This window comes from Azospirillum thermophilum (assembly GCF_003130795.1).
GTDB classification, from domain to species: Bacteria; Pseudomonadota; Alphaproteobacteria; order Azospirillales; family Azospirillaceae; genus Azospirillum; species Azospirillum thermophilum.
Genome location: NZ_CP029353.1, coordinates 2419047 through 2438081, shown reverse-complemented (window position 1 = coordinate 2438081; position 19035 = coordinate 2419047). Strand labels below are relative to the sequence as shown.

19 protein-coding genes and 1 pseudogene are annotated in these 19035 nt (G+C 71.0%); 10 read left to right on the top strand and 10 right to left on the bottom strand.

The window, feature by feature from the left end; translation table 11 throughout:
- Positions 1–12: 12 nt before the first annotated feature.
- Positions 13–714: a ChrR family anti-sigma-E factor gene (locus DEW08_RS17860; RefSeq protein WP_109329342.1), complete on the bottom strand. Its 702-nt coding sequence runs from the start codon at positions 712–714 to the stop codon at positions 13–15.
- Positions 711–1286: a sigma-70 family RNA polymerase sigma factor gene (locus DEW08_RS17855; protein WP_109329340.1), complete on the bottom strand. Its 576-nt coding sequence runs from the start codon at positions 1284–1286 to the stop codon at positions 711–713. The genes DEW08_RS17860 and DEW08_RS17855 overlap by 4 nt, the downstream gene beginning before the upstream one ends.
- A 253-nt stretch (positions 1287–1539) precedes the next feature.
- Between DEW08_RS17855 and DEW08_RS17850 the strand changes: the two genes are divergently transcribed.
- The gene (locus DEW08_RS17850; protein WP_109329962.1) at positions 1540–2103 is read left to right on the top strand and encodes an invasion associated locus B family protein; all 564 of its coding nucleotides are present in this window, start codon (positions 1540–1542) and stop codon (positions 2101–2103) included.
- Positions 2104–2221: 118 nt separating this feature from the next.
- Positions 2222–3388 carry a dual-specificity RNA methyltransferase RlmN gene (rlmN, locus tag DEW08_RS17845; RefSeq protein ID WP_109329338.1) on the top strand — a complete coding sequence of 389 codons (1167 nt, stop codon included), beginning with the start codon at positions 2222–2224 and terminating at the stop codon, positions 3386–3388.
- Between the two features lie 29 nt (positions 3389–3417).
- Here rlmN and DEW08_RS17840 read toward each other — a convergent pair whose 3' ends face one another.
- On the bottom strand, positions 3418–6330 hold the full coding sequence (locus tag DEW08_RS17840) for a PAS domain S-box protein (RefSeq protein ID WP_109329335.1): 2913 nt from the start codon (positions 6328–6330) through the stop codon (positions 3418–3420).
- Between the two features lie 146 nt (positions 6331–6476).
- Here DEW08_RS17840 and DEW08_RS17835 point away from each other — a divergent pair, with 146 nt between their 5' ends.
- From DEW08_RS17835 to DEW08_RS17825, 3 genes are all read left to right on the top strand, one after another.
- The gene (locus tag DEW08_RS17835; RefSeq protein ID WP_109329333.1) at positions 6477–6719 is read left to right on the top strand and encodes a hypothetical protein; all 243 of its coding nucleotides are present in this window, start codon (positions 6477–6479) and stop codon (positions 6717–6719) included.
- Entirely contained in the window at positions 6716–6931 is a 216-nt protein-coding gene (locus DEW08_RS17830) for a hypothetical protein (RefSeq protein ID WP_109329331.1), read from the top strand. Before DEW08_RS17835 ends, DEW08_RS17830 begins: the two co-directional genes overlap by 4 nt.
- Before the next feature lie 101 nt (positions 6932–7032).
- Positions 7033–8268: an argininosuccinate synthase gene (locus tag DEW08_RS17825; protein WP_109329329.1), complete on the top strand. Its 1236-nt coding sequence runs from the start codon at positions 7033–7035 to the stop codon at positions 8266–8268.
- A 61-nt stretch (positions 8269–8329) separates the two neighbouring features.
- On the opposite strand, the gene DEW08_RS17820 is transcribed toward DEW08_RS17825, so the two are convergent.
- Positions 8330–8725 (bottom strand): rhodanese-like domain-containing protein, encoded by a 396-nt coding sequence (locus DEW08_RS17820; RefSeq protein ID WP_109329327.1) that lies wholly within the window; start codon positions 8723–8725, stop codon positions 8330–8332.
- Between the two features lie 93 nt (positions 8726–8818).
- A pseudogene (locus DEW08_RS17815) lies at positions 8819–9579 on the bottom strand (SDR family NAD(P)-dependent oxidoreductase).
- A gap of 162 nt (positions 9580–9741) precedes the next feature.
- On the opposite strand from DEW08_RS17815, the gene DEW08_RS17810 reads away from it, so the two are divergent.
- Positions 9742–10143 (top strand): YkvA family protein, encoded by a 402-nt coding sequence (locus DEW08_RS17810; RefSeq protein ID WP_109329325.1) that lies wholly within the window; start codon positions 9742–9744, stop codon positions 10141–10143.
- Between the two features lie 24 nt (positions 10144–10167).
- Here DEW08_RS17810 and DEW08_RS17805 read toward each other — a convergent pair whose 3' ends face one another.
- Positions 10168–11118, bottom strand: coding sequence for a DMT family transporter (locus DEW08_RS17805; RefSeq protein ID WP_245986398.1), 951 nt, complete (start codon positions 11116–11118; stop codon positions 10168–10170).
- A gap of 158 nt (positions 11119–11276) precedes the next feature.
- On the opposite strand from DEW08_RS17805, the gene DEW08_RS17800 reads away from it, so the two are divergent.
- Positions 11277–11708 (top strand): hypothetical protein, encoded by a 432-nt coding sequence (locus DEW08_RS17800; RefSeq protein ID WP_168220389.1) that lies wholly within the window; start codon positions 11277–11279, stop codon positions 11706–11708.
- Here the strand turns inward: DEW08_RS17800 and DEW08_RS17795 are convergent.
- The gene (locus DEW08_RS17795) at positions 11627–13474 is read right to left on the bottom strand and encodes a sensor histidine kinase (protein ID WP_109329318.1); all 1848 of its coding nucleotides are present in this window, start codon (positions 13472–13474) and stop codon (positions 11627–11629) included. The genes DEW08_RS17800 and DEW08_RS17795 overlap by 82 nt on opposite strands.
- A gap of 210 nt (positions 13475–13684) precedes the next feature.
- Positions 13685–14164, bottom strand: coding sequence for a low molecular weight protein-tyrosine-phosphatase (locus DEW08_RS17790; protein ID WP_109329316.1), 480 nt, complete (start codon positions 14162–14164; stop codon positions 13685–13687).
- 92 nt (positions 14165–14256) lie between these two features.
- Here DEW08_RS17790 and cobB point away from each other — a divergent pair, with 92 nt between their 5' ends.
- Positions 14257–14988, top strand: a complete 732-nt coding sequence (gene cobB, locus DEW08_RS17785; RefSeq protein ID WP_109329314.1) for a Sir2 family NAD+-dependent deacetylase — start codon at positions 14257–14259, stop codon at positions 14986–14988.
- A complete protein-coding gene (locus tag DEW08_RS17780) occupies positions 14985–15596 on the top strand; it encodes a uracil-DNA glycosylase family protein (RefSeq protein ID WP_168220388.1) in 612 nt (203 codons plus the stop codon). Before cobB ends, DEW08_RS17780 begins: the two co-directional genes overlap by 4 nt.
- Before the next feature lie 6 nt (positions 15597–15602).
- Here DEW08_RS17780 and ccmB read toward each other — a convergent pair whose 3' ends face one another.
- Both ccmB and ccmA read right to left on the bottom strand, forming a co-directional pair.
- Positions 15603–16268, bottom strand: coding sequence for a heme exporter protein CcmB (gene ccmB, locus DEW08_RS17775; protein ID WP_109329312.1), 666 nt, complete (start codon positions 16266–16268; stop codon positions 15603–15605).
- Complete coding sequence (gene ccmA, locus DEW08_RS17770) at positions 16265–16921, bottom strand: heme ABC exporter ATP-binding protein CcmA (RefSeq protein ID WP_109329310.1); 657 nt, start codon at positions 16919–16921, stop codon at positions 16265–16267. Before ccmA ends, ccmB begins: the two co-directional genes overlap by 4 nt.
- Before the next feature lie 422 nt (positions 16922–17343).
- Between ccmA and DEW08_RS17765 the strand changes: the two genes are divergently transcribed.
- Positions 17344–18921 carry a putative transporter gene (locus DEW08_RS17765; RefSeq protein ID WP_245986395.1) on the top strand — a complete coding sequence of 526 codons (1578 nt, stop codon included), beginning with the start codon at positions 17344–17346 and terminating at the stop codon, positions 18919–18921.
- The last annotated feature ends 114 nt before the right edge of the window (positions 18922–19035 follow it).

Here is a 19035-nt window from a genome sequence, read left to right as displayed (position 1 = left end):
GGGCTCGCCCCCTCAGAAATTCACGAAGCGGTTGAACAGGCGGCCGATCGGGCCGGTCAGGCGCAGGCCGCCGATGGTGGCGGCGAGGCAGAGGCAGCCTTCCGGGTCGGACACCGGGCTGTGCCGCACCGAGGGGTCGCCCACCGCCATGTCACCCGGCTGGAACTGGCCGAGCTCGTCATGGAAGCCGCCTTCCAGCACCACCGTCAGCTCGATCCCGCCATGGGTGTGCTGCGGCACGCCGATGCCGCCCTTCATGCGGATCAGCCGCGTGGTGCCGCCGCCGGCCGCCGGCAGGTCGGCATAGCTCATCCCCGGCTGCAGGAAGCGCCAGCGCATCCCCTCCAGCCCGCGGGCGCCGACATAGCGGGCGAGCGGCTCCGGCAGCCGCGGCCGGCCCGCTCCGAAGCGGCCGGGCACTTTCCCGGCGGCATGCGCAGCGGCGGGCCGGGAAGCCGGGCGCGGGGCCGGACGGGCGGCCTCGACGCGGTCGAGCCGGGCCATCACCGCCTCCAGGCAGCCGGGAGACAGCTCCTCCGGCTCGATCTCGTCGAGCAGGGCGCCGCCGATCGCCTCCATCTCCGTCACGGTCAGGCGGCAGCAGGGGCAGAGCGCCAGATGGGTCGCGACCGCCAGCGCCGCCCCTTCGGGAAGGCCGCCGCCGGCATAGTCGATCAGCAGGGTGTCGCCGGGGTGGTGGGTCGGCAGACTCATGACGGGTCCCTCAGAACCTTGCGCAGGCGATCCATCGCCAGGCGCAGCCGCGACTTCACGGTGCCGAGCGGGATCCCCTGCTCCGCCGAGATGACGCTGTGCGGCTTGTCCTCGAAATAGGCCATGCGCAGCATGTCCGCCTGTTCGGGCGGAAGCTCCTTCAACGCGGCGCGCAGGCGTCCGGTCTCCTGCCGGGACTCGACCCGCTGCTGGGCCGACTCGACGGGCTCGGGAACCAGGAGCGGGTCGTTCGGATCGATCTCCGGCCGCTGCTCCCGCCGCAGCACGTCGATGCGCTTGTTGCGGGCGATGGTGAAGACCCAGGTGGCGGCCGAGGCCGCTGCGGGATCGTAGGTCTCCGCCCGGCGCCAGACCAGCAGCATGACCTCCTGCACCAGCTCGTCCGCCGCGCCGGCCTCGCAGCCGAGCCGGCGCAGGTAGCTCTTCACCCGCGGCGCGAAGTGGCCGAACAGGGCGGCGAAGGCGGCCCGGTCCTGCCGTCGCCCGACGGCGACCAGCAGTTCCTCGGGAGAGGGGCCCGTGTCGGCCGGGGGAGAGGGGCGATCCTGCATGCCCCCATTCAATGCGAACCGCAGCCCGGGCACAAGTAGGGGTTCGGGCAATCGCCCGCCGCCATATCGAATTCGCAGCGCCGCCGGTCCGCATCCCATCGTGATCATATGTACGCAACAGTCGGCGCCGCGGATCAATCAGCTTTTCGCCAGCATGACCTTTGCCCGGATTTAACCATCGGCCCCTTGGAAAGCCCGGCCGAATTGGGTAGTGTCCGCCCGCATCCGGAACATCAACGAGCAGTCGCAAGAGATGTTGCACGTCAGCACCATCAGCCCCCTCGCCCGTACCCTGGCCCATGCCGCGATCGCGCTCGGCGCGATCGTCCCGGCGCTGCTCGGTGCGACCGGTGCCCTGGCGGCCGAGCCGCGGCTGCTCGGGACCTTCAAGGACTGGAACGCCTTCGCCTTCGAGGAAGGCGGGCGCAAGGTCTGCTACATCTCCAGCCAGCCCAAGAAGAAGGAGCCGGCCGCGGCCAAGCGCGGCGACGTCTATGTGCTGGTGACCCACCGCCCGGCGGAAAAGACGCTGGACGTGGTCAGCTTCATCGCCGGCTATCCCTTCAAGAAGGAGGCGGAGACGACGGTCGACGTGGCCGGCAAGCCCTTCAAGCTGTTCACCGAGGGCGAGACCGCCTGGGCGCGCGACGCCGACACCGACAAGGCCATCACCACGGCGATGCGCGACGGCAAGGGCAAGCCCATGGTGGTGAAGGGCACCTCCGGCCGCGGCACCAAGACCACCGACACCTACAGCCTGGACGGCATGACCCAGGCCTACGACGCGATCAACCAGGCCTGCGGCGTGAAGCGCTGATCCTCGGGCCGCAGTCTCCGGGTCGTTGTCTCCGGGTCGTTGTCCCCGGGCCGATTTTCCCGGTTTTTCCGAGTCGCGTCTTTTGACTCTTGCCGCTCATGGCCCTATCTAGGGGGCCATGAGCGCCTCCGATCATGCATCCGCCTTTGCCCTGCCGGCCCTGGACGCCGGCGGGCGCAAGAACCTTGTCGGCCTGTCCCGCGAAGAGCTGGAGGCCGAAATGCTGTCCTTCGGCCTGGAGAAGTTCCGGGCCCGCCAGCTCTGGCACTGGATCTACCATCGCGGGGCGACCGACTTCGCGGTGATGACCACGCTCGCCAAGCCGGTGCGTGAGAAGCTGGCGGAGGCCTATGCGGTCCTGCGCCCCACCGTGACGCGCGACCAGAAATCGGCGGACGGCACCCGCAAGTGGCTGCTGCGCATGCCCGACGGGCAGGAGGTGGAGAGCGTCCACATCCCCGAGGAGGACCGCGGCACGCTCTGCGTCTCCTCCCAGGTCGGCTGCACGCTGACCTGCCGCTTCTGCCACACCGGCACGCAGCTTCTGGTGCGCAACCTGTCGGCGGCGGAGATCGTGGCGCAGGTCATGCTGGCGCGCGACGCGCTCGGCGAATGGCCGGCGCCGCCGGACGGGCGGATGCTGTCCAACATCGTCATGATGGGCATGGGCGAACCGCTGTTCAATTACGACAACGTCGCCAAGGCGCTGAAGATCGTCATGGACGGCGACGGCATCGCCATTTCCAAGCGGCGCATCACGCTGTCGACCTCGGGCGTGGTGCCGATGATGCGGCGCTGCGGCGAGGAGCTGAACGTCAACCTCGCGGTCAGCCTGCACGCCGTCACCGACGAGTTGCGCGACATCATCATGCCGATCAACAAGAAGTATCCGCTGGCCGAGCTGATGGACGCCTGCCGGACCTATCCCGGCCTGTCCAACGCGCGGCGGATCACCTTCGAATACGTGATGCTGAAGGGCATCAACGACAGCCCGGCCGACGCCCGCGCGCTGGTCAGGCTGCTGGAGGGCGTTCCGGCCAAGATCAACCTGATCCCCTTCAACCCCTGGCCGGGCGCGCCCTACGAGCGGTCGACCGACCGGGCGATCCAGCTGTTCGGCGACATCGTCAACAATGCCGGATACGCCAGCCCGGTCCGCACCCCGCGCGGCGAGGACATCATGGCCGCCTGCGGCCAGCTCAAGAGCGCCAGCCTGCGCCTGACCGCCGCCGAGCGCGCCCGCATCGCCGCGGTGATCGCCGAGAAGGAAGCGGCGCTGGCCTGAGCTGAGGCCGGCCGCCGCTCCTCCCGCGGTCACCCCGTCAGGGCCGCGGCGGCCGCCTTGCGGCCGCTGAGGCGTTCGGCGGGGAAGAGCAGGGTGACGGTGGTGCCCTCGTCCTCGACGCTGGCGATCTCCAGCGATCCGCCATGCAGCTCCATGAGGCTGCGGCTGATCGACAGCCCGAGGCCGGTCCCGCCGAAGCGGCGGGTGATCGAGCTGTCGGCCTGCTGGAAGGGCTGGGCGAGGCGGGGAAGCGCGTCGGCGGCGATGCCGATGCCGGTGTCGGTCACCGTGACGGCGAAGCGGCCGTCCGGCCGCAGCCCGGCCTCCACCGTGACCCGTCCGCCCGGCGGGGTGAACTTCACCGCGTTGGACAGCAGGTTCAGCACGACCTGGCGCAGCGCCCGCTCGTCGGCCAGCAGCAGCGGCAGCTCCGGTGCCGCCGACAGCGCCAGCACGACCTCGCCCTTCTCCGCCGGGGCGGAGGCGAGAGCGAGGCAGGACTGCAGCGCCTCCGGCACCTCCACCCAGGCCTCCTCCAGCATGTAGCGGCCGGCCTCCAGCTTCGACATGTCCAGCACGTCGTTGATCAGCTCCAGCAGATGGCGGCCGCTGTTCTGGATGTTGCGGGCATAGTCCAGGTAGCGCTGGCTGCCCATCGGCCCGAACAGCTCGTGCAGCATGATCTCCGAGAAGCCGATGATGGCGTTCAGCGGCGTGCGCAGCTCGTGGCTCATGGTGGCGAGGAAGGTGCTCTTGCTGCGGGCAGCCGTCTCCGCCTGCTCCTTGGCGGCGGCCAGCCGTTCCGCCGCCAGCACCCGGTCGGTGACGTCGCGGGTCAGCACCAGCACCATCGGCCGCAGGTCGAATCCCGTCGTCAGCACCTGGGTGCGACCCTCGAACCAGCGCAGGCCGGCCTGCACGGTCAGCGCATAGTCGACGCGCTGCGGCTGTCCGGTCTCCAGCGTCCGGCGGATCGCCTCCATCGCCATCCGGGCGTCGTCGGGGGGAAGCACCTCCTCCACCCGGCGCCCGACGAGCGAGGCGCTGGGGGCGACCAGCAGCGACTCGGTGTCGTTGGCGATCACCTCGCGGTAGACCCCCTCCTCGTCGAGGATGAGGACGAGGTCGGGCAGGGCGCGGATCAGGGCGGTGAGCCGCCCGGTGCTGGCGCGCAGCGCCCGTTCCGCCCGGCGGCGCTCGGTCACGTCGCGGATCACGCCGAGGAAGTGGCCGTCGTCGAGCCGCACCGCGTTGACCTCGGCCAGCACCGTCTCGCCGCTCTTGTGGCGCAGCGCCATCTCGCCGCGGAACACGCCCTGGCCGCGCACGGCGCGGAAGCCGGCGAGGCTGGCCTCCGACAGCGGGTGGTCCGGGGCGATCAGGTCGGTCACCCGCATCGCCAGGATCTCCGGCCGGCTGTAGCCCAGCAACTGGCAGGCGGCGGGGTTGGCGTCGACATAGCGCCCGGCGGGGTCGCTGACGAAGACGCCCTCCATGGCGGCGCTGAGGTAGGAGCGCATGCGCTGCTCGCTGTCCTTCAGCTCCACCTCGACCTGCTTGCGCTCGGTCATGTCGCGCGCCTCGACCACCAGGAAGGAGACGCGGCGCGATTCGTCGCGCACCGGCTTGATCGACACGTCCAGGACCCGGCGCCGGTAGGGCGATTCCAGGTTCGCCTCGTAGCGGACGAAGCGGCCGGCGGCGGCCTCGGCGATCCGCTCGCGCATGTGCTCCGCCGCCCGGGGCGTCGGCGCCCAGCCGGCCACCTCCCAGGCGGGGCGCCCGGCGAGATCCTCATGCCGCTCGCCGGCGAGGTCGGCGGCCGGGCGGTTGGCGGCCAGCACCCGGCCGTCCGGCGTCAGCAGCCCCATGATCTGGAAGGCGCTGTCGAAGACCGCCTGGGAGCGCCGCTCGCTCTCCCGCAGGGCGGCGGTGGTGTCCTCCAGCCGGCCGAGCTGGCGCAGCATGATGCCGGCGACCAGGATCAGCACGGCCGACAGCGCCGCCGTCTCCACCGCGCGCTGCACGACGCCCTGACGCCAGGCGGCGAGATAGTCGGTGGCGCTCATGCGGACCGAGACGGCCAAAGGCCAGCCTTCGATCGCCCGCACGGCGGCGATCCGCTCCTCCCCGTCGAGCGGCGACGGGCCGTGGAGCGTCTGCTCCCGCTTGCCCGAGCCGACCGCCGGGGCGAGCGGGGCCTGGGCGAAGGGGTCGGCGGCCAGCGCCTCGTCCTGCGGATGGCGGGCCAGCACCGCGCCGTCCGCCGCCCACAGCGTGACCATGCCGCGCTCGCCGACGTCCAGCGAGGCGTAGAAGCGTGCGAAGCGCCGCAGGTCGATGACCGCGCCGGCGATCGCGGCCGGCTCCCCGCCGGCCCCGGGGACCGGCCGGCCGACCGCCATCCGCCAGTCCCCGCCCCGCGGCCCGGGGAAGGGGACGGTCAGCAGCGGGGCGGTCGCCGGCGCCCTGTGGTAGGCCTCGGCCAGCGCGCGGGCGGCGTCCTGCGTCACCGGCTCGTCCCCCGCCGAGGCCAGCAGCGTTCCGTCCGGCCCGGCGAGCAGCAGGGAGGGCACCGAATGATCGGCCCCCTGCGGGCGGCGGATGGCATCGGCCAACCTTCCACCCGGCCGTTCGTCGAGTGCTTCGCCGGTCCGGTATCGGGCGGTCTCGCCATCCACCACCGCCAGGGCGGCGCGGTCGGCGGCGCGCATCACCGCGGCGGCATCGACCTCCAGCGTCAGGGCGAGGTTGCGGGCATGGCGGAGCGCCCCGTCCACCGCCCGGTCGCGCGCCCGCTGCAGGTCGATCACGGCGCCGGCGGCGAGGGCCGCGATCATCAGGCCGAGCAGGGCGAGCCGCAGGACGATGCGGCGACGGTGCGGCGCGCCGGGGCGCTGGTCTGCCGGAGAGGCGATGCCGTCTGCAGGCGTGGCGGTCACTGCGGTCCTGGGGAAGAGTCTAAAGTGTTGGGCCAGTTTAGCATGTGATGTATCAGTGTCCGGAAAACTTTGCCTCGACAAACCGGCGCGGACGGGGTTCATTTCGCCCGGCTTTCCCCCGCCGGACCCGATCCCGGAGAGAAGTCGTGCAGGATCTTGCCCAGGATTTCCTTCAGAGCCCCTATCTCGGGCTTCTGCTGTTCAACCTCGCCACGGTCTGGCCGACCTGGCGCATCCTGCGCCGTGCCGGGCTCGATCCCCGGTGGGCGCTGCTGGTGCTGATTCCCTTCGGCATGGTGCCGGTGATCGGCGTGCTGGCCCACAGCCGCTGGCCGGCCCTGCCCGAGCGGGAAAAGCCCGTCCGCAAGGCCCGACGGAGCGTGCGATGAGCTTCTTCAGCAGCCTGGAGCCGTGGCAGCTCTATCTCTTCATCTCGCTCGTGCTGACCTACAGCATGGTGGCCGGCGGCTGGGTGCTGGCCAAGGCCGGGCGCAGCCCCTTGTGGATCCTGCTTCTGCTGATCCCTTACGTGAATGTGCTGGCGGTCTGGGCCTTCGCCTACATCCGCTGGCCCTTCGTCGACGGCCGGCGCGGGGAGTAGGCCGCCGTCCACCGGTCGCGCGGCCGGGCACGCCCTTGAAGACGGGCGCGAAACGCCGTACGGTCGCGCGGTTTCAACCCTCCATCCGCATGAGTAGTCCCATGAGCGGTGCGTCCGGCAAACAGGTCAAGAAAGTGGTGCTCGCCTATTCGGGCGGCCTCGACACCTCGGTCATCCTGAAGTGGCTGCAGGAGAACTACGGCTGCGAGGTGGTGACCTTCACCGCCGACCTCGGCCAGGGCGAGGAGCTGGAGCCGGCGCGCAAGAAGGCCGAGCTGCTGGGCATCAAGCCGGAGAACATCTTCATCGATGACCTCCGCGAGGAGTTCGTGCGCGACTTCGTGTTCCCGATGTTCCGCGCCAACACGCTCTACGAGGGCACCTACCTGCTCGGCACCTCGATCGCCCGGCCGCTGATCGCCAAGCGCCAGATCGAGATCGCCAACCTCGTCGGCGCCGACGCCGTGGCCCATGGCGCCACCGGCAAGGGCAACGACCAGGTCCGCTTCGAGCTGGGCTACTACGCGCTGAAGCCGGACATCAAGGTGATCGCGCCGTGGCGCGAGTGGAACCTGAACAGCCGCACCACGCTGCTGGACTACGCCGAGAAGCACCAGATCCCGATCGCCAAGGACAAGCGCGGCGAGGCGCCCTATTCGACCGACGCCAACCTCCTGCACATCTCCTACGAGGGCAAGGTGCTGGAGGACCCGTGGGTCGAGCCGGACGAGGACATGTTCACCCGCTCGGTGTCGCCGGAGAAGGCGCCGGACACCCCGACCTATGTGGAGATCGAGTTCAGGAACGGCGACGCGGTCGCCATCGACGGCACGTCGATGACCCCGATGCAGATCCTGACCGAGCTGAACCGGCTGGGCGGCGAGAACGGCATCGGCCGCCTCGACCTCGTCGAGAACCGCTATGTCGGCATGAAGTCCCGCGGCGTCTACGAGACCCCGGGCGGCAGCATCCTGCTGGTGGCCCACCGCGCGATGGAGAGCATCACGCTCGACCGCGGCGCCGCCCACCTGAAGGACGAGCTGATGCCGCGCTACGCCGAGCTGATCTATTGCGGCTACTGGTGGAGCCCGGAGCGTCTGGCCCTGCAGACCCTGATCGACCAGACGCAGGAGATGGTGAACGGCACCGTCCGCCTGAAGCTCTACAAGGGCAACGTCACGGTGGTCGGCCGCAAGTCGCCGAACTCGCTCTACCGCATGGACTATGTGACGTTCGAGCAGGACAGCGTCTACAACCAGAAGGACGCGGAAGGCTTCATCAAGCTGAACGCGCTGCGCCTGCGCCTCGGCGCGATGGCCAAGCAGAAGCTGGGCTGAGCCGGAGCCTGACGGACCGGATGCGAAGGGGGCCGAAAGGCCCCCTTCGTCGTATCGCGCGCTATTTCTCCGGCATCGCCACCGGCAGGCCGGCCTCCTTCCACGCCTTGAAGCCGCCCTCCAGGTGGCAGACCGGCTCCAGCCCCATGGACTGCACCGTGTCGGTGGCGAGCGCCGAGCGCCAGCCGCTGGCGCAGTAGAAGACGAAGCGCTTGCCCGACGCGAAGACCGGCTTGTGGTAGGGGCTCTCCGGGTCCACCCAGAACTCCAGCATGCCGCGCGGCGCGTGCAGGGCGCCGGGGATCATGCCGTCGCGCGACAGCTCGCGCGGGTCGCGGATGTCGACGAACACCACTTCCGGGTCGCCGTGCAGGGTCAGCGCCTCGCTCGGGCTGAGCGCCTGGATGCGGCCGTTGGCCTCCTCCAGCAGAGCCTTGTATCCCTTGGTGATGGGCATGCCGGGGTCCTCCCACGCTGCAACGGGAGGGCCGGGCGCCATGCCCGGCCGCATCCCTGACCTACCTGGACACCTTGTCCTTACCGCAACGCCTTACTGCGGCGACATGCGGATGGCGCCGTCGAGGCGGATGACGTCGCCGTTCAGCATCTCGTTCTCGACGATGTGCTGGACGAGGCGGGCATACTCCTCCGGCTTGCCGAAGCGCTTGGGAAGGGGACGGAGGCGGCGAGGCTGTCCTGCACCTCCTGCGGCATGCCCAGCAGCATCGGCGTGGCGATCAGGCCCGGCGCGATGGTCATGACGCGGATGCCGCTGCGGGCGAGGTCGCGGGCAGCACAGATGGTCAGCGCGACGACGCCGCCCTTGGACGCGGCATAGGCGGCCTGGCCGATCTGCCCCTCATAGGCGGCGACCGAGGCGGTGTTGACGATGACGCCGCGCTCGCCGCTGTCCAGCGGGTCGAGCTTCGCCATGTCGGCCGCCGTCAGGCGCAACAGGTTGAAGGTGCCGATCAGGTTGACCTCGATCACCTTGCGGAAGGACTCCAGCGGCATCGGGCCGTCGCGGCCGACGATGCGCTGGGCCGGGGCGATGCCGGCGCAGTTGACCGCGATGCGGGCCGGGCCGTGGGCCGACGCCGCCTCCGCCACCGCCCGCTCGGCCGACGCCGCGTCGGTGACGTCGCAGACGACGCCGAGCCCGCCGATCTCGTGGGCGGTCTTCAGCACCGCGTCCTCGTTGACGTCCAGCACCGTCACCTTGGCGCCGAGCGAGGCGAGGTGGCGGGCGGTCGCCGCCCCCATGCCGGAGCCGCCGCCCGTCACGATGGCGGACAGACCTGCGATGTTCATGTGCGCTTCCTCCTTGAAGCCGGGACCGGATCGGAAACCGGGCCCGTGCGGGACTGTTGATGTGTTGCGCTGTTGGTGGAGCGATCTCATCTATGTAGCAGATGTTCCGCCGTCACCACACCCTACCGTATGGTCCCGTCGGCAGGCGGGGTCGGGAGAGACATGAGTACCGACATCGTTCCCTTCGACGCGTCCGGTTCCTATGACGAGGCCCGCGTGGAGCGGGAGGAGCGATTCGTCCGCCGCCGCTTCTGGCGCACGCTGCGGGCGAACCTGCACCGCATCCCCTTCCTCGAGGATCTGCTGGCCGCCTATTACTGCGCGACCGACCGGGCGACGCCGATGAAGGCCAAGGCCATCCTTCTGGCGACCCTGGTCTATTTCATCCTGCCCGCCGACGCGGTGCCCGACTGGCTGCTGCTGGCCGGCTTCACCGACGATGCGGCGGTGCTGGCCGCGGCGGTCCAGGCGGTGCGGATGAACCTGACCCCCGCCCACCGCGAGCGGGCAAAGCAGGCGCTCGCCTCGCCGGACCTCGGGGAGGGCGGTGCCGAGGCGGCCTGACGGGCGGGCGGCCGAAGGCGCCGGCTACTCGGCCGCGGCGGCCGGTGTCGTCGTGGCGCGGGGGCCGCGCCTCTGCGCCGCGTCCCGATGGGCGGAGTAGAGGGCCGAGCCCGCGATCACAGCCGCGCCGATCCAGCCCCAGAGGTCCATCACCTCGCCGAAGGCGGCCCAGGCGACCAGGGCGGTCAGCGGCAGGCGGGCATAGTCGTAGGGCATCATCGCCGAGGCTTCCGCCAGGCTGAAGGCGCGGGTCATGGCGAGCTGCGCCAGCGTCAGCACCCCGCCCATCGCGACGAGGAAGCCAAGCTGCTCCCAGCTCGGCCAGACCCAGACGAACAGGGCGGGGACCAGCGCCATCGGCGTGACGTAGAGCGCCATGTAGGTGACCACCACATGCGCGCCGTCGAGCTGGGCGAGCGTGCGCATCTGCAGGATCGTCGCCGCCGCGGCGATGCAGTGCAGCAGCAGCACCAGGACCGACAGGGTCGTGAGGCCGTCGTTCAGCCCGCCGAGCGGGCGGAGCACGATCAGCACCCCGACCAGCCCGGCCAGCACCGCCGTCCAGCGGCGCAGCCGCACCACCTCGCCCAGGAACAGGGCGGCGCCCACGGTGGTGAAGAGGGGGGTGGTGAAGCTGATCGCCGTGGCGGTCGGCAGCGGCACCTGCGACACGGCATAGAACCATGCCATCATCGCCGCCAGCGTGGTCATCGAGCGCGTCAGGTAGAGCTTCGGCCGGCTGGTGCGGAAGGGCGCCAGCCCGGACCGCAGGATCCAGGGCACCAGGAACAGCAGGCTGAACAGGTTGCGGAAGAACACCACCTCGAACGCGTGCATGTCCCGCGTCGCATAGCGGATCATGGTGTTGCCCACCGCGATCACCAGCGCATAGACCAGCATCCACGCCACCGCCTCCAGCAGGCGGGGGGGCGTCGGCGACGATAAGGCCGGCTGGGCGATCGGCGGTGTCGGCACGGGTGCGGGTCCTGGCTGTTCGCTTTGGCCGGCACGCCTCCGGCGCGGCGGGAGGTACCCGTCCGCCCCGGTTGCGCCGGCCCGGCACGGGGTGCATCTTCCCGCTTGTCATGCCTTTACGCAAGCGTCCTGCAATCGTTGCGATAGTTGTTATCGCCTTGCATACCCCAGTAAGTAGTCCTGCCGCGGACGACGACCGGTCCCGGCGGGCGGAGTGGCGGGCGGATTTGCCGGCCGGCCGCTTCACCGCCGAGGTCCGGCCGGGCAAGCGTCCGGCGGCCGGATCGCTGGTGCTGGAGTTGCGGCCGGCGCGCGGCATCCGCGTCGTTCCGCCGGTGCTGCGCATCGATGTGCCGGCGCTGGTGCGCGGGCGGGTCGAGGGGCGGTTTCCCGCTGCGCTGCGGTCGGACCGGCCGGAAGGACCCTACCGGGTCGAGCTGGCGCTGAGCGGACCGCTGCGCATCGCCGATCCCGACCGCAACGACGGGATGCTGCGGGTGGAGTTCCGCTATTGCGGGGAGCCGGCCGACCGCTGCTCCGTCGGACGGGTGGAGGTGCCGCTGCGCGCCTCCGGCGGCCCGGGGGACTGAGGGGACGGCGGGGATGGGGGCCGGGCGGGCCCATCCTCCGGCGCATCGTCCGGCCCATCGTCCGGCCCATCGTCCGGTGGTTCCAGCGTGACCTCGACCGCGAATCGGACGCCGGGGTTCAGCCGCTCGATCTCGAGCCTGGTGCCGAGCTGCCCGCTCAGCGCATGGACCAGACGCATGCCGAGGCTGCGGCTGCGCCGCCAGTCGAACCCCTCCGGCAGCCCGACCCCGCGGTCGGCGACGGCCAGCCGCACGGCATGTCCGCCGACGCGGGTCATCCGGACCAGGATCGGCTTCGCCCCGTTCCCCGCCCCGCCCTCCTGCGGGTAGCCGTGCTTGAGGGCGTTCATCACCAGCTCGTTGGCGATGAGGCCGAGCGGGATCGCCTGGTCGGTCGGCATCTCCACCGGGTCGACCGACAGGTCGAGGTGCCAGGACTGTCCCCGGCAGAGGGCGGAGCGCTCCAGCTCGCGGCAGAGCGCCGCCAGATAGTCGTGGAACGGAATGACGCGGACGTCGTCGGCCCGGTAGAGGAGCTGGTGGATGTCGCTGATCGCCTGCACCCGGCGCCCGGCCTCCTCCAGTTGGGCGCGCAGCGCGGCGTCGCCCACGGTCTGGCCGTGCAGGGTCAGCAGGCTCGACACCACCTGCAGGCTGTTCTTCACCCGGTGATGGACCTCGCGCACCAGCAGATCCTTCTTGCCCAGCGCCTCGTCGCGCTCGGCGAGCGCCTGTCGGAGCGAGGCGGTGCGCTCCCTCACCCGGTCCTCCAGCACCTCCTGCTGCCGCCGGGCCGTGCGCGCCTGCCGGAAGCCGAGCGCGCTGAGCGCCAGCAGGGCGAGCGCCGCGGCGCCGGCCAGCACGCCGTAGGGGGCGAGCAGGCGGCGCCAGGTCCCGGTCACCGGCTCCAGCTCGTGCTGGACGGCGACGAAGACCGGCCAGTTGTCGACCGGCCGGTAGGCGATCAGCGCGCCGTCCTGGTGCACCACGCCGCCGCGCGGCGCCTGCACCATGGCGAGGCGCGCCGGCTCGGGCAGCGGGGCCGGCACCGCGCCGCGGCCCGGCTCGCGCACCAGGACGTCGAAACCGCCGGCGCGGACCATCAGGATGTCCGCCGGGTAGGGGAAGTCCATCTCCTTGTAGAAGCCGGAGAGATAGGTGGGGTCGATGGTCACCGACGCCATGCCGCGGAAGGAACCGTCGGGGTGGGAGAGCCGGCGGCTCAGCAGGAAGCTCGGCTTGCCGGTCACCCGCCCGATGATCCGCTCGCCGATGAAGGGCAGGGTGGAGCCGGCCTTCAGCGCCCGGAAGCTGTCGCGGTCGCTGGCGTTGGACGGCGGGGTCGGAAAGCCGACGGTGCTGAGGCGAAGCGTTCCCGTCTCGTCGTTCAGCCAGACGGCGTCGAGGAAGGGGAGGCGGCTGCGCTGGCGGTTCAGCCGCTCCCACAGGGGGCGCGACGACTCGATCTCCGCCCAGTCGCGGCCGACCGTCTCCTGTACGGCGAACTCCACCAGCAGGTCGGCGGCGTCGAACAGCCGGGCGGCATGTTCGGCGAGAACGCGGACCGCGGCCCCGGCCCGCTCCTCCGCCGCCGACAGGGCGCGCTCGCGCGACTGGACGGCGAAGACCGCGGTGACCATGACGAGAAAGACCAGACCGCAGGCGGCCAGCCACCCGATCGACGCCTCCAGGTTCGGGAAGCGCCGGACGCGCCACGACTCCGCCTTTGCCGGAGTCTCGGGCTGATCGGGCGGGGGCATGTCCATGGTGGCGAAGGCCTGCGCGTACCGGATCGTCGATGGTAGCCGATCGTCGGGAGGGGATAACCCCGCCATTCGTCTGATGCGACCCTGTCCCTAAGAGTGGGGGCGGGGGCGCCGGCCGACCCTTATAGCGGAGGACATCCCTTGCCGCGACCGGCGGACCAGAATGGTCACACCGCCTCCCTCACACCGCCTCCCCGACACTGCCGCCCGTCACTGCGCCAGCCGCTCCCGCCGGATGTGGTCGAGCAGCCCGCGCGCGCCGAGGCCGCAGAGATCCAGCACCTCCAGGAAGCCGGGGCCGTCGCCGTAATAGGGATCGGGAACCTCGCGCCTCGGTGCCGCAGGCGCATAGTCGAGGAAGAGGGCCACGGTGGCGGCCGGAGCCGGCGGCGCCATGCGGCGGAGATGGGCGAGATGCCCGCGGTCCATCGCCAGCACATAGTCGAAGGCCGCGAAATCGGCCGGCCGCACCGTCCGGGCGCGCAGGTCGGACAGGTCGATCCCGCGTTCCCTGGCGGCCAGGATGCTGCGCGGGTCCGGCGGTTCCCCGCTGTGGTAGCCGTGGGTGCCTGCCGAGTCGGCTTCGATGAGCCCCTCCAGCCCGGCCTGGCGGACGAGGTGGCGGAACACCCCTTCGGCGGTGGGGGAACGGCAGATGTTTCCCGTGCACACGAACAGCACCCTGATCACGCCTGCCCCCCGATGTTGTCCATTGTCTTTCCGTCGCCCGGGGATGATCTAGCAGTCCTGTCCGCCGTCCGCCAACAGCCAGAGTGCCCGTCATGCCGCTGTCCGTCCGCCTCAAGCCGACCGATTCCATCGTCATCCTGACCGGGGCGGGAATCTCGAAGGAGTCGGGGATCGACACCTTCCGCTGCGCCGACGGCATCTGGGCGCGCTACGACCTGGACGACGTCGCCACCCCGCAGGGCTTCCGGCGCAATCCGTCCCTGGTCCACCAGTTCTACAACGACCGCCGCCGCGGCCTCTTCGACCCGGCGGTGCAGCCCAACGCAGCCCATCTGGCGCTGGCGGAGCTGGAGCGTTCCTGGAGGGGCAAGGTCCTGCTGGTCACCCAGAACATCGACGACCTGCACGAGCGGGCCGGCAGCCGGACCCTGCTGCACATGCATGGCGAGCTGCTGAAGGCCTTCTGCCAGCACTGCCGGACCGTGCAGCCCTGCACCCACGACCTGTCGGTGGACGACCACTGCCTGTCCTGCGGACGCAAGGGCGGGATGCGGCCGGACATCGTGTGGTTCGGCGAGATGCCCTATCATATGGAGCGGATCCAGACGGCGCTGGCCGATGCCGACCTGTTCCTGTCGATCGGCACCTCGGGCCATGTCTATCCCGCCGCCGGCTTCGTCGCCCAGGCCGCCTCGGCCGGCGCCCATACGGTGGAGCTGAACCTGGAGCCGTCGGAGGGCGTCTCCTACTTCGATCAGGCGGTGCACGGCCCGGCGACCGAGGTGGTGCCCGCCTTCGTGCGCGAGCTGCTGGCGCTCGCGTGACCCGTCCGGACCCGTCCCCCGACCTGCCCTTTCCCGAGCTGGCGGCGGCGGCGCGCGCCTGCACGCTGTGCGCCGCGCATCTGCCGCACGGCTGCCGGCCGGTGCTGCGCGGCACCCCGGCGGCCCGGCTGCTGATCGTCGGGCAGGCGCCGGGCGCGCGGGTCCATGCCACCGGCATCCCGTGGAACGACCCCTCGGGCAACCGGCTGCGCCAGTGGCTGGCGATGCCCCCGGAGTCCTTCTATGACGAGAACCGGATCGCCATCGTGCCGATGGGGCTGTGCTATCCCGGCACGGCGCCCAAGGGCGGCGACTACCCGCCGCGGCCGGAATGCGCGCCGCTCTGGCACCCGCGGCTGCGCGCCGCCCTGCCGGCGGTCCGGCTGACCCTGCTGATCGGGCAGTATGCCCAGGCCTATTATCTCGGCGACCGGCGCCGGCCGACGATGACCGGGACGGTGGCGGCCTGGCGCGACTATGCCCCGGACCTCATCCCGCTGCCGCACCCGAGCTGGCGCAACACGGCCTGGCTGAAGAAGAACCCGTGGTTCGAGGAGGAACTGATCCCGGCGCTGCGCCGGCGGGTGGCCGACGCGCTCGCGACGTGAGCCCCGCTACTCCACCGCCTGCCGCAGGGCCGCGGCGCTGGCCCAGGGGGCGAGCGGCAGGGCGGCGGCCAGGATGCCGGCCAGCAGCAGCAGGTGGGGCCGCGGCGTCAGCCCGTTGATGGCGGCGTCGATGGCTCCCGCCCCGAAGATCAGCACGGGGATGTAGAGCGGCAGGATCAGCAGCGACAGCAGCACGCCGCCGCGCCGCGCCCCCAGCGTCAGCGCCGCCCCGATGGCGCCGATCAGGCTGAGGATCGGCGTGCCGAGCGCCAGCGTCAGCACGAGCACGCCGAAGCCCGCCGCCTCCATGTTCAGCAGCACCGCCAGCAGCGGGGCGGCGACGATCAGCGGCACGCCGGTGACCAGCCAGTGGGCCAGCGTCTTGGCCAGCACCATCGCCTCCAGCGGCAGGGTGGAGAGCGACAGCAGCTCCAGCGAGCCGTCTTCGTAATCGGCCTGGAACAGCCGCTCCAGCGACAGCAGCGAGGCGAGCAGGGCCGCAACCCAGATCACGCCGGCCGAGATGCGGGCGAGGATGTTCGGCTCCGGCCCGACGCCGAAGGGGAACAGCACGACGCACAGCACGAAGAACATCACGGCGATGGTGGCGTCGGAACCCTGGCGCAGCGCCAGCCGCAGGTCGCGCCCGACCAGACGCAGGAACCGGGTCATGCGGCCTCTCCGCTCTCGTCGTCGTAGACCGGGGTGAAGTCGTCCAGATGCAGTTCCCGCCCGCCCGGAGCCGCGATGTCGGTATGGGTGGACAGCACCACCATGCCGCCGCCGGCCCGGTGCTCCGCCACCAGCCCCTCGAACAGGGCGATGGCCGCGCGGTCGAGCGCCACCGTCGGCTCGTCGAGCAGCCAGAGATCCGCAGGGGCCGCCAGCAGTCGGGCGAGGTTCAGCCGCCGCTTCTGCCCGGCCGACAGGTAGCGCCCCGGCACGCCGGCGATGTGCGGCACGCCCAGCCGGTCCAGCGCGGCCAGCGCGTTGGCCTGCGGATCGGCGGCGCCGCCGATCGCCGCCCAGAAGGCGAGATTCTCCGCCGCGGTCAGCACCGGCTTCACGGCATCGAGATGGCCGACGTAGCGCACCCGGGCCCGGTGTCCGTCCGGCTCCTCGGCGACCGGCACGCCATCCCAGCTCAGCAGCCCGGCGACCGGCCGCAGCAGGCCGGCCATCACGCGCAGCAGGCTGGACTTGCCGCTGCCGTTGGGGCCGAGCAGCACCAGCGCGTCGCCCGGCGCCACCTGGAAGTCGAGGCCGGTGAAGACCAGCCGGTCGCCGCGCAGGCAGGTCAGCTCGGTTCCGGCGAAGACGGGCATGGGCAGGGGATCGCAGGCTTCGGTGGCGGGCGGGGCGGGAAGCGCTGCTATAGCACGGCCGCGGCGCCCGGTCGGCAAAAAGAAGCGGCGGGCGGCACAAAAGAAAACGGCCAGCGCGAGGGGGTTCTCGCGATGGCCGCATTGTCCAGCCGGGGTCTGGCTGGCGGGATACCGGGGGTCTTTGGCATCCCGTTGGAAGGTCGGCTCAAGGGGTTCCGGTACTGGTGTGTCACAAGGGGTTTTCTTGGTTGCCTTGAGAGATACGGGGAGAAAGTGGCGAAATTTTGATGGGCTTGCGAGCGGCCGGTCAGCCGCCGGTCGCAAAAAAGGGGTGGTCCGGCCCCGGCCGGTTGTCCTGGATCAATGGCATGGATTGTTGCCTTGCCCACTCTTCCGGCCGCTGACAATCGATCGGATGAGCCATGAGCATGCTGGTCTCCCTCTTCGACGGGCTGCCCGAGATCGCCCGCATCATGCTGATGCTGAGCCTGATCGCCGCGGGCGGGCTGGCGCTGGGGCAGGTGAAGCTCGGCCGGGTGGAGCTGGGGATCGGCGGCGTGCTGTTCATGGGGATCGCGGCCGGCCACGCCGCCAGCCTCGCCGGGGTGACGCTGGACGTCCATGTCCTGCATTTCCTGCGGGAATTCGGGCTGATCCTGTTCGTCTACACCATCGGCGTCCAGGTCGGCCCCGGCTTCTTCGCGGCGCTGCGACGCAGCGGCCTGACGCTGAACCTGCTGGCGGCGAGCCTCGTCCTGCTCGGCGTCCTGGTGACGGTGCTGATCCATCTGGTGGCCGGCGTGCCGCTGCCGGCGGTGCTCGGCCTCTTTTCCGGCGCGGTCACCAATACCCCGTCGCTGGGTGCTGCCCAGCAGATCCTGCGCGAGGTGGGGGCGCCGGCCGCGGCGGTGGAGACCACCAGCCTCGGCTACGCCATCGCCTATCCCTTCGGCGTCGTCGGCATCCTGATCACCATGATGCTGGTCCGTGCGGTCCTGCGGATCGACCCGGCGGCCGAGGCCGAGTCGTTCGAGCGCCGCCGCAAGGCGGAGGTGGAGAATCTGGAGACGCTGGACGTCGTGGTGCGCAACCCGACGGTGTTCGGCATGGCGCTCCGCGACGTCCACCTGTTCGGCGACCTCGGCATCGTCGCCTCGCGCATGCGGCGCGACGGGCAGCTCTGCGTGCCCCATCCCGACACGGAGATCCGCGAGGGCGACAGCTTCCATCTCGTCGGGCCGCGGCAGAAGCTGGAGCGGCTGGCCGCCTTCCTCGGCGAGGTGTCGACAATGACGCTGACCACCAAGGGCACCGACGTGCGCTGGGACCGGCTGGTCATCACCAGCAAGGCGGTGCTGGGCAAGACGATCGCGCAGCTCGACCTCGCCGACTCCTACGATGTGGTGGTCAGCCGGGTGAACCGGGCGGGCGTCGAGCTGGTGCCGTCCCCGGCCCTGCATCTGCAGTTCGGCGACATCGTCACCGCCATCGGCAAGCCGGCCGACCTGCAGCGGGTGGCGCAATTGCTGGGCAACGCGCCGCGCCGGCTGCAGCAGGTGGAGTTCGTGCCGGTCTTCCTCGGCATCGCGCTCGGCGTCATCCTCGGCTCGATCCCCTTCTACCTGCCGGGCATGCCGGCGCCGCTGAAGCTCGGGCTGGCCGGCGGGCCGCTGGTCATGGCGATCCTGCTGGCGCGACTCGGCCATCTCGGGCCGCTCGTCTGGTTCATGCCGCCGGCCGCCAACCTGGCCCTGCGCGAGATCGGCATCGTGCTGTTCCTGGCGGTGGTCGGCTTCCTGTCCGGCGACCGCTTCATCGACACGCTGCTGAACGGCGACGGACTCCTGTGGATCGGCTACGGCGCGCTGATCACGCTTTTTCCGCTCCTGGTCGTCGGGTTCGTCGCGCGGGCCGTGCTAAAGCTGAACTACCTGACTGTATGCGGCCTTTTGTCCGGGAGCATGACCGACCCCCGGCCCTTGCCTTCGCGAATGCAATGAGCCCATCTTGCGAAGCGCCTGCGCTGGCCTACGCCACCGTCTATCCCCTGGTGATGTTCCTGCGCATCCTGGCGCCGCAGCTGATCGTCCTGTTCCTCTGGTAGCGCCGGCCGG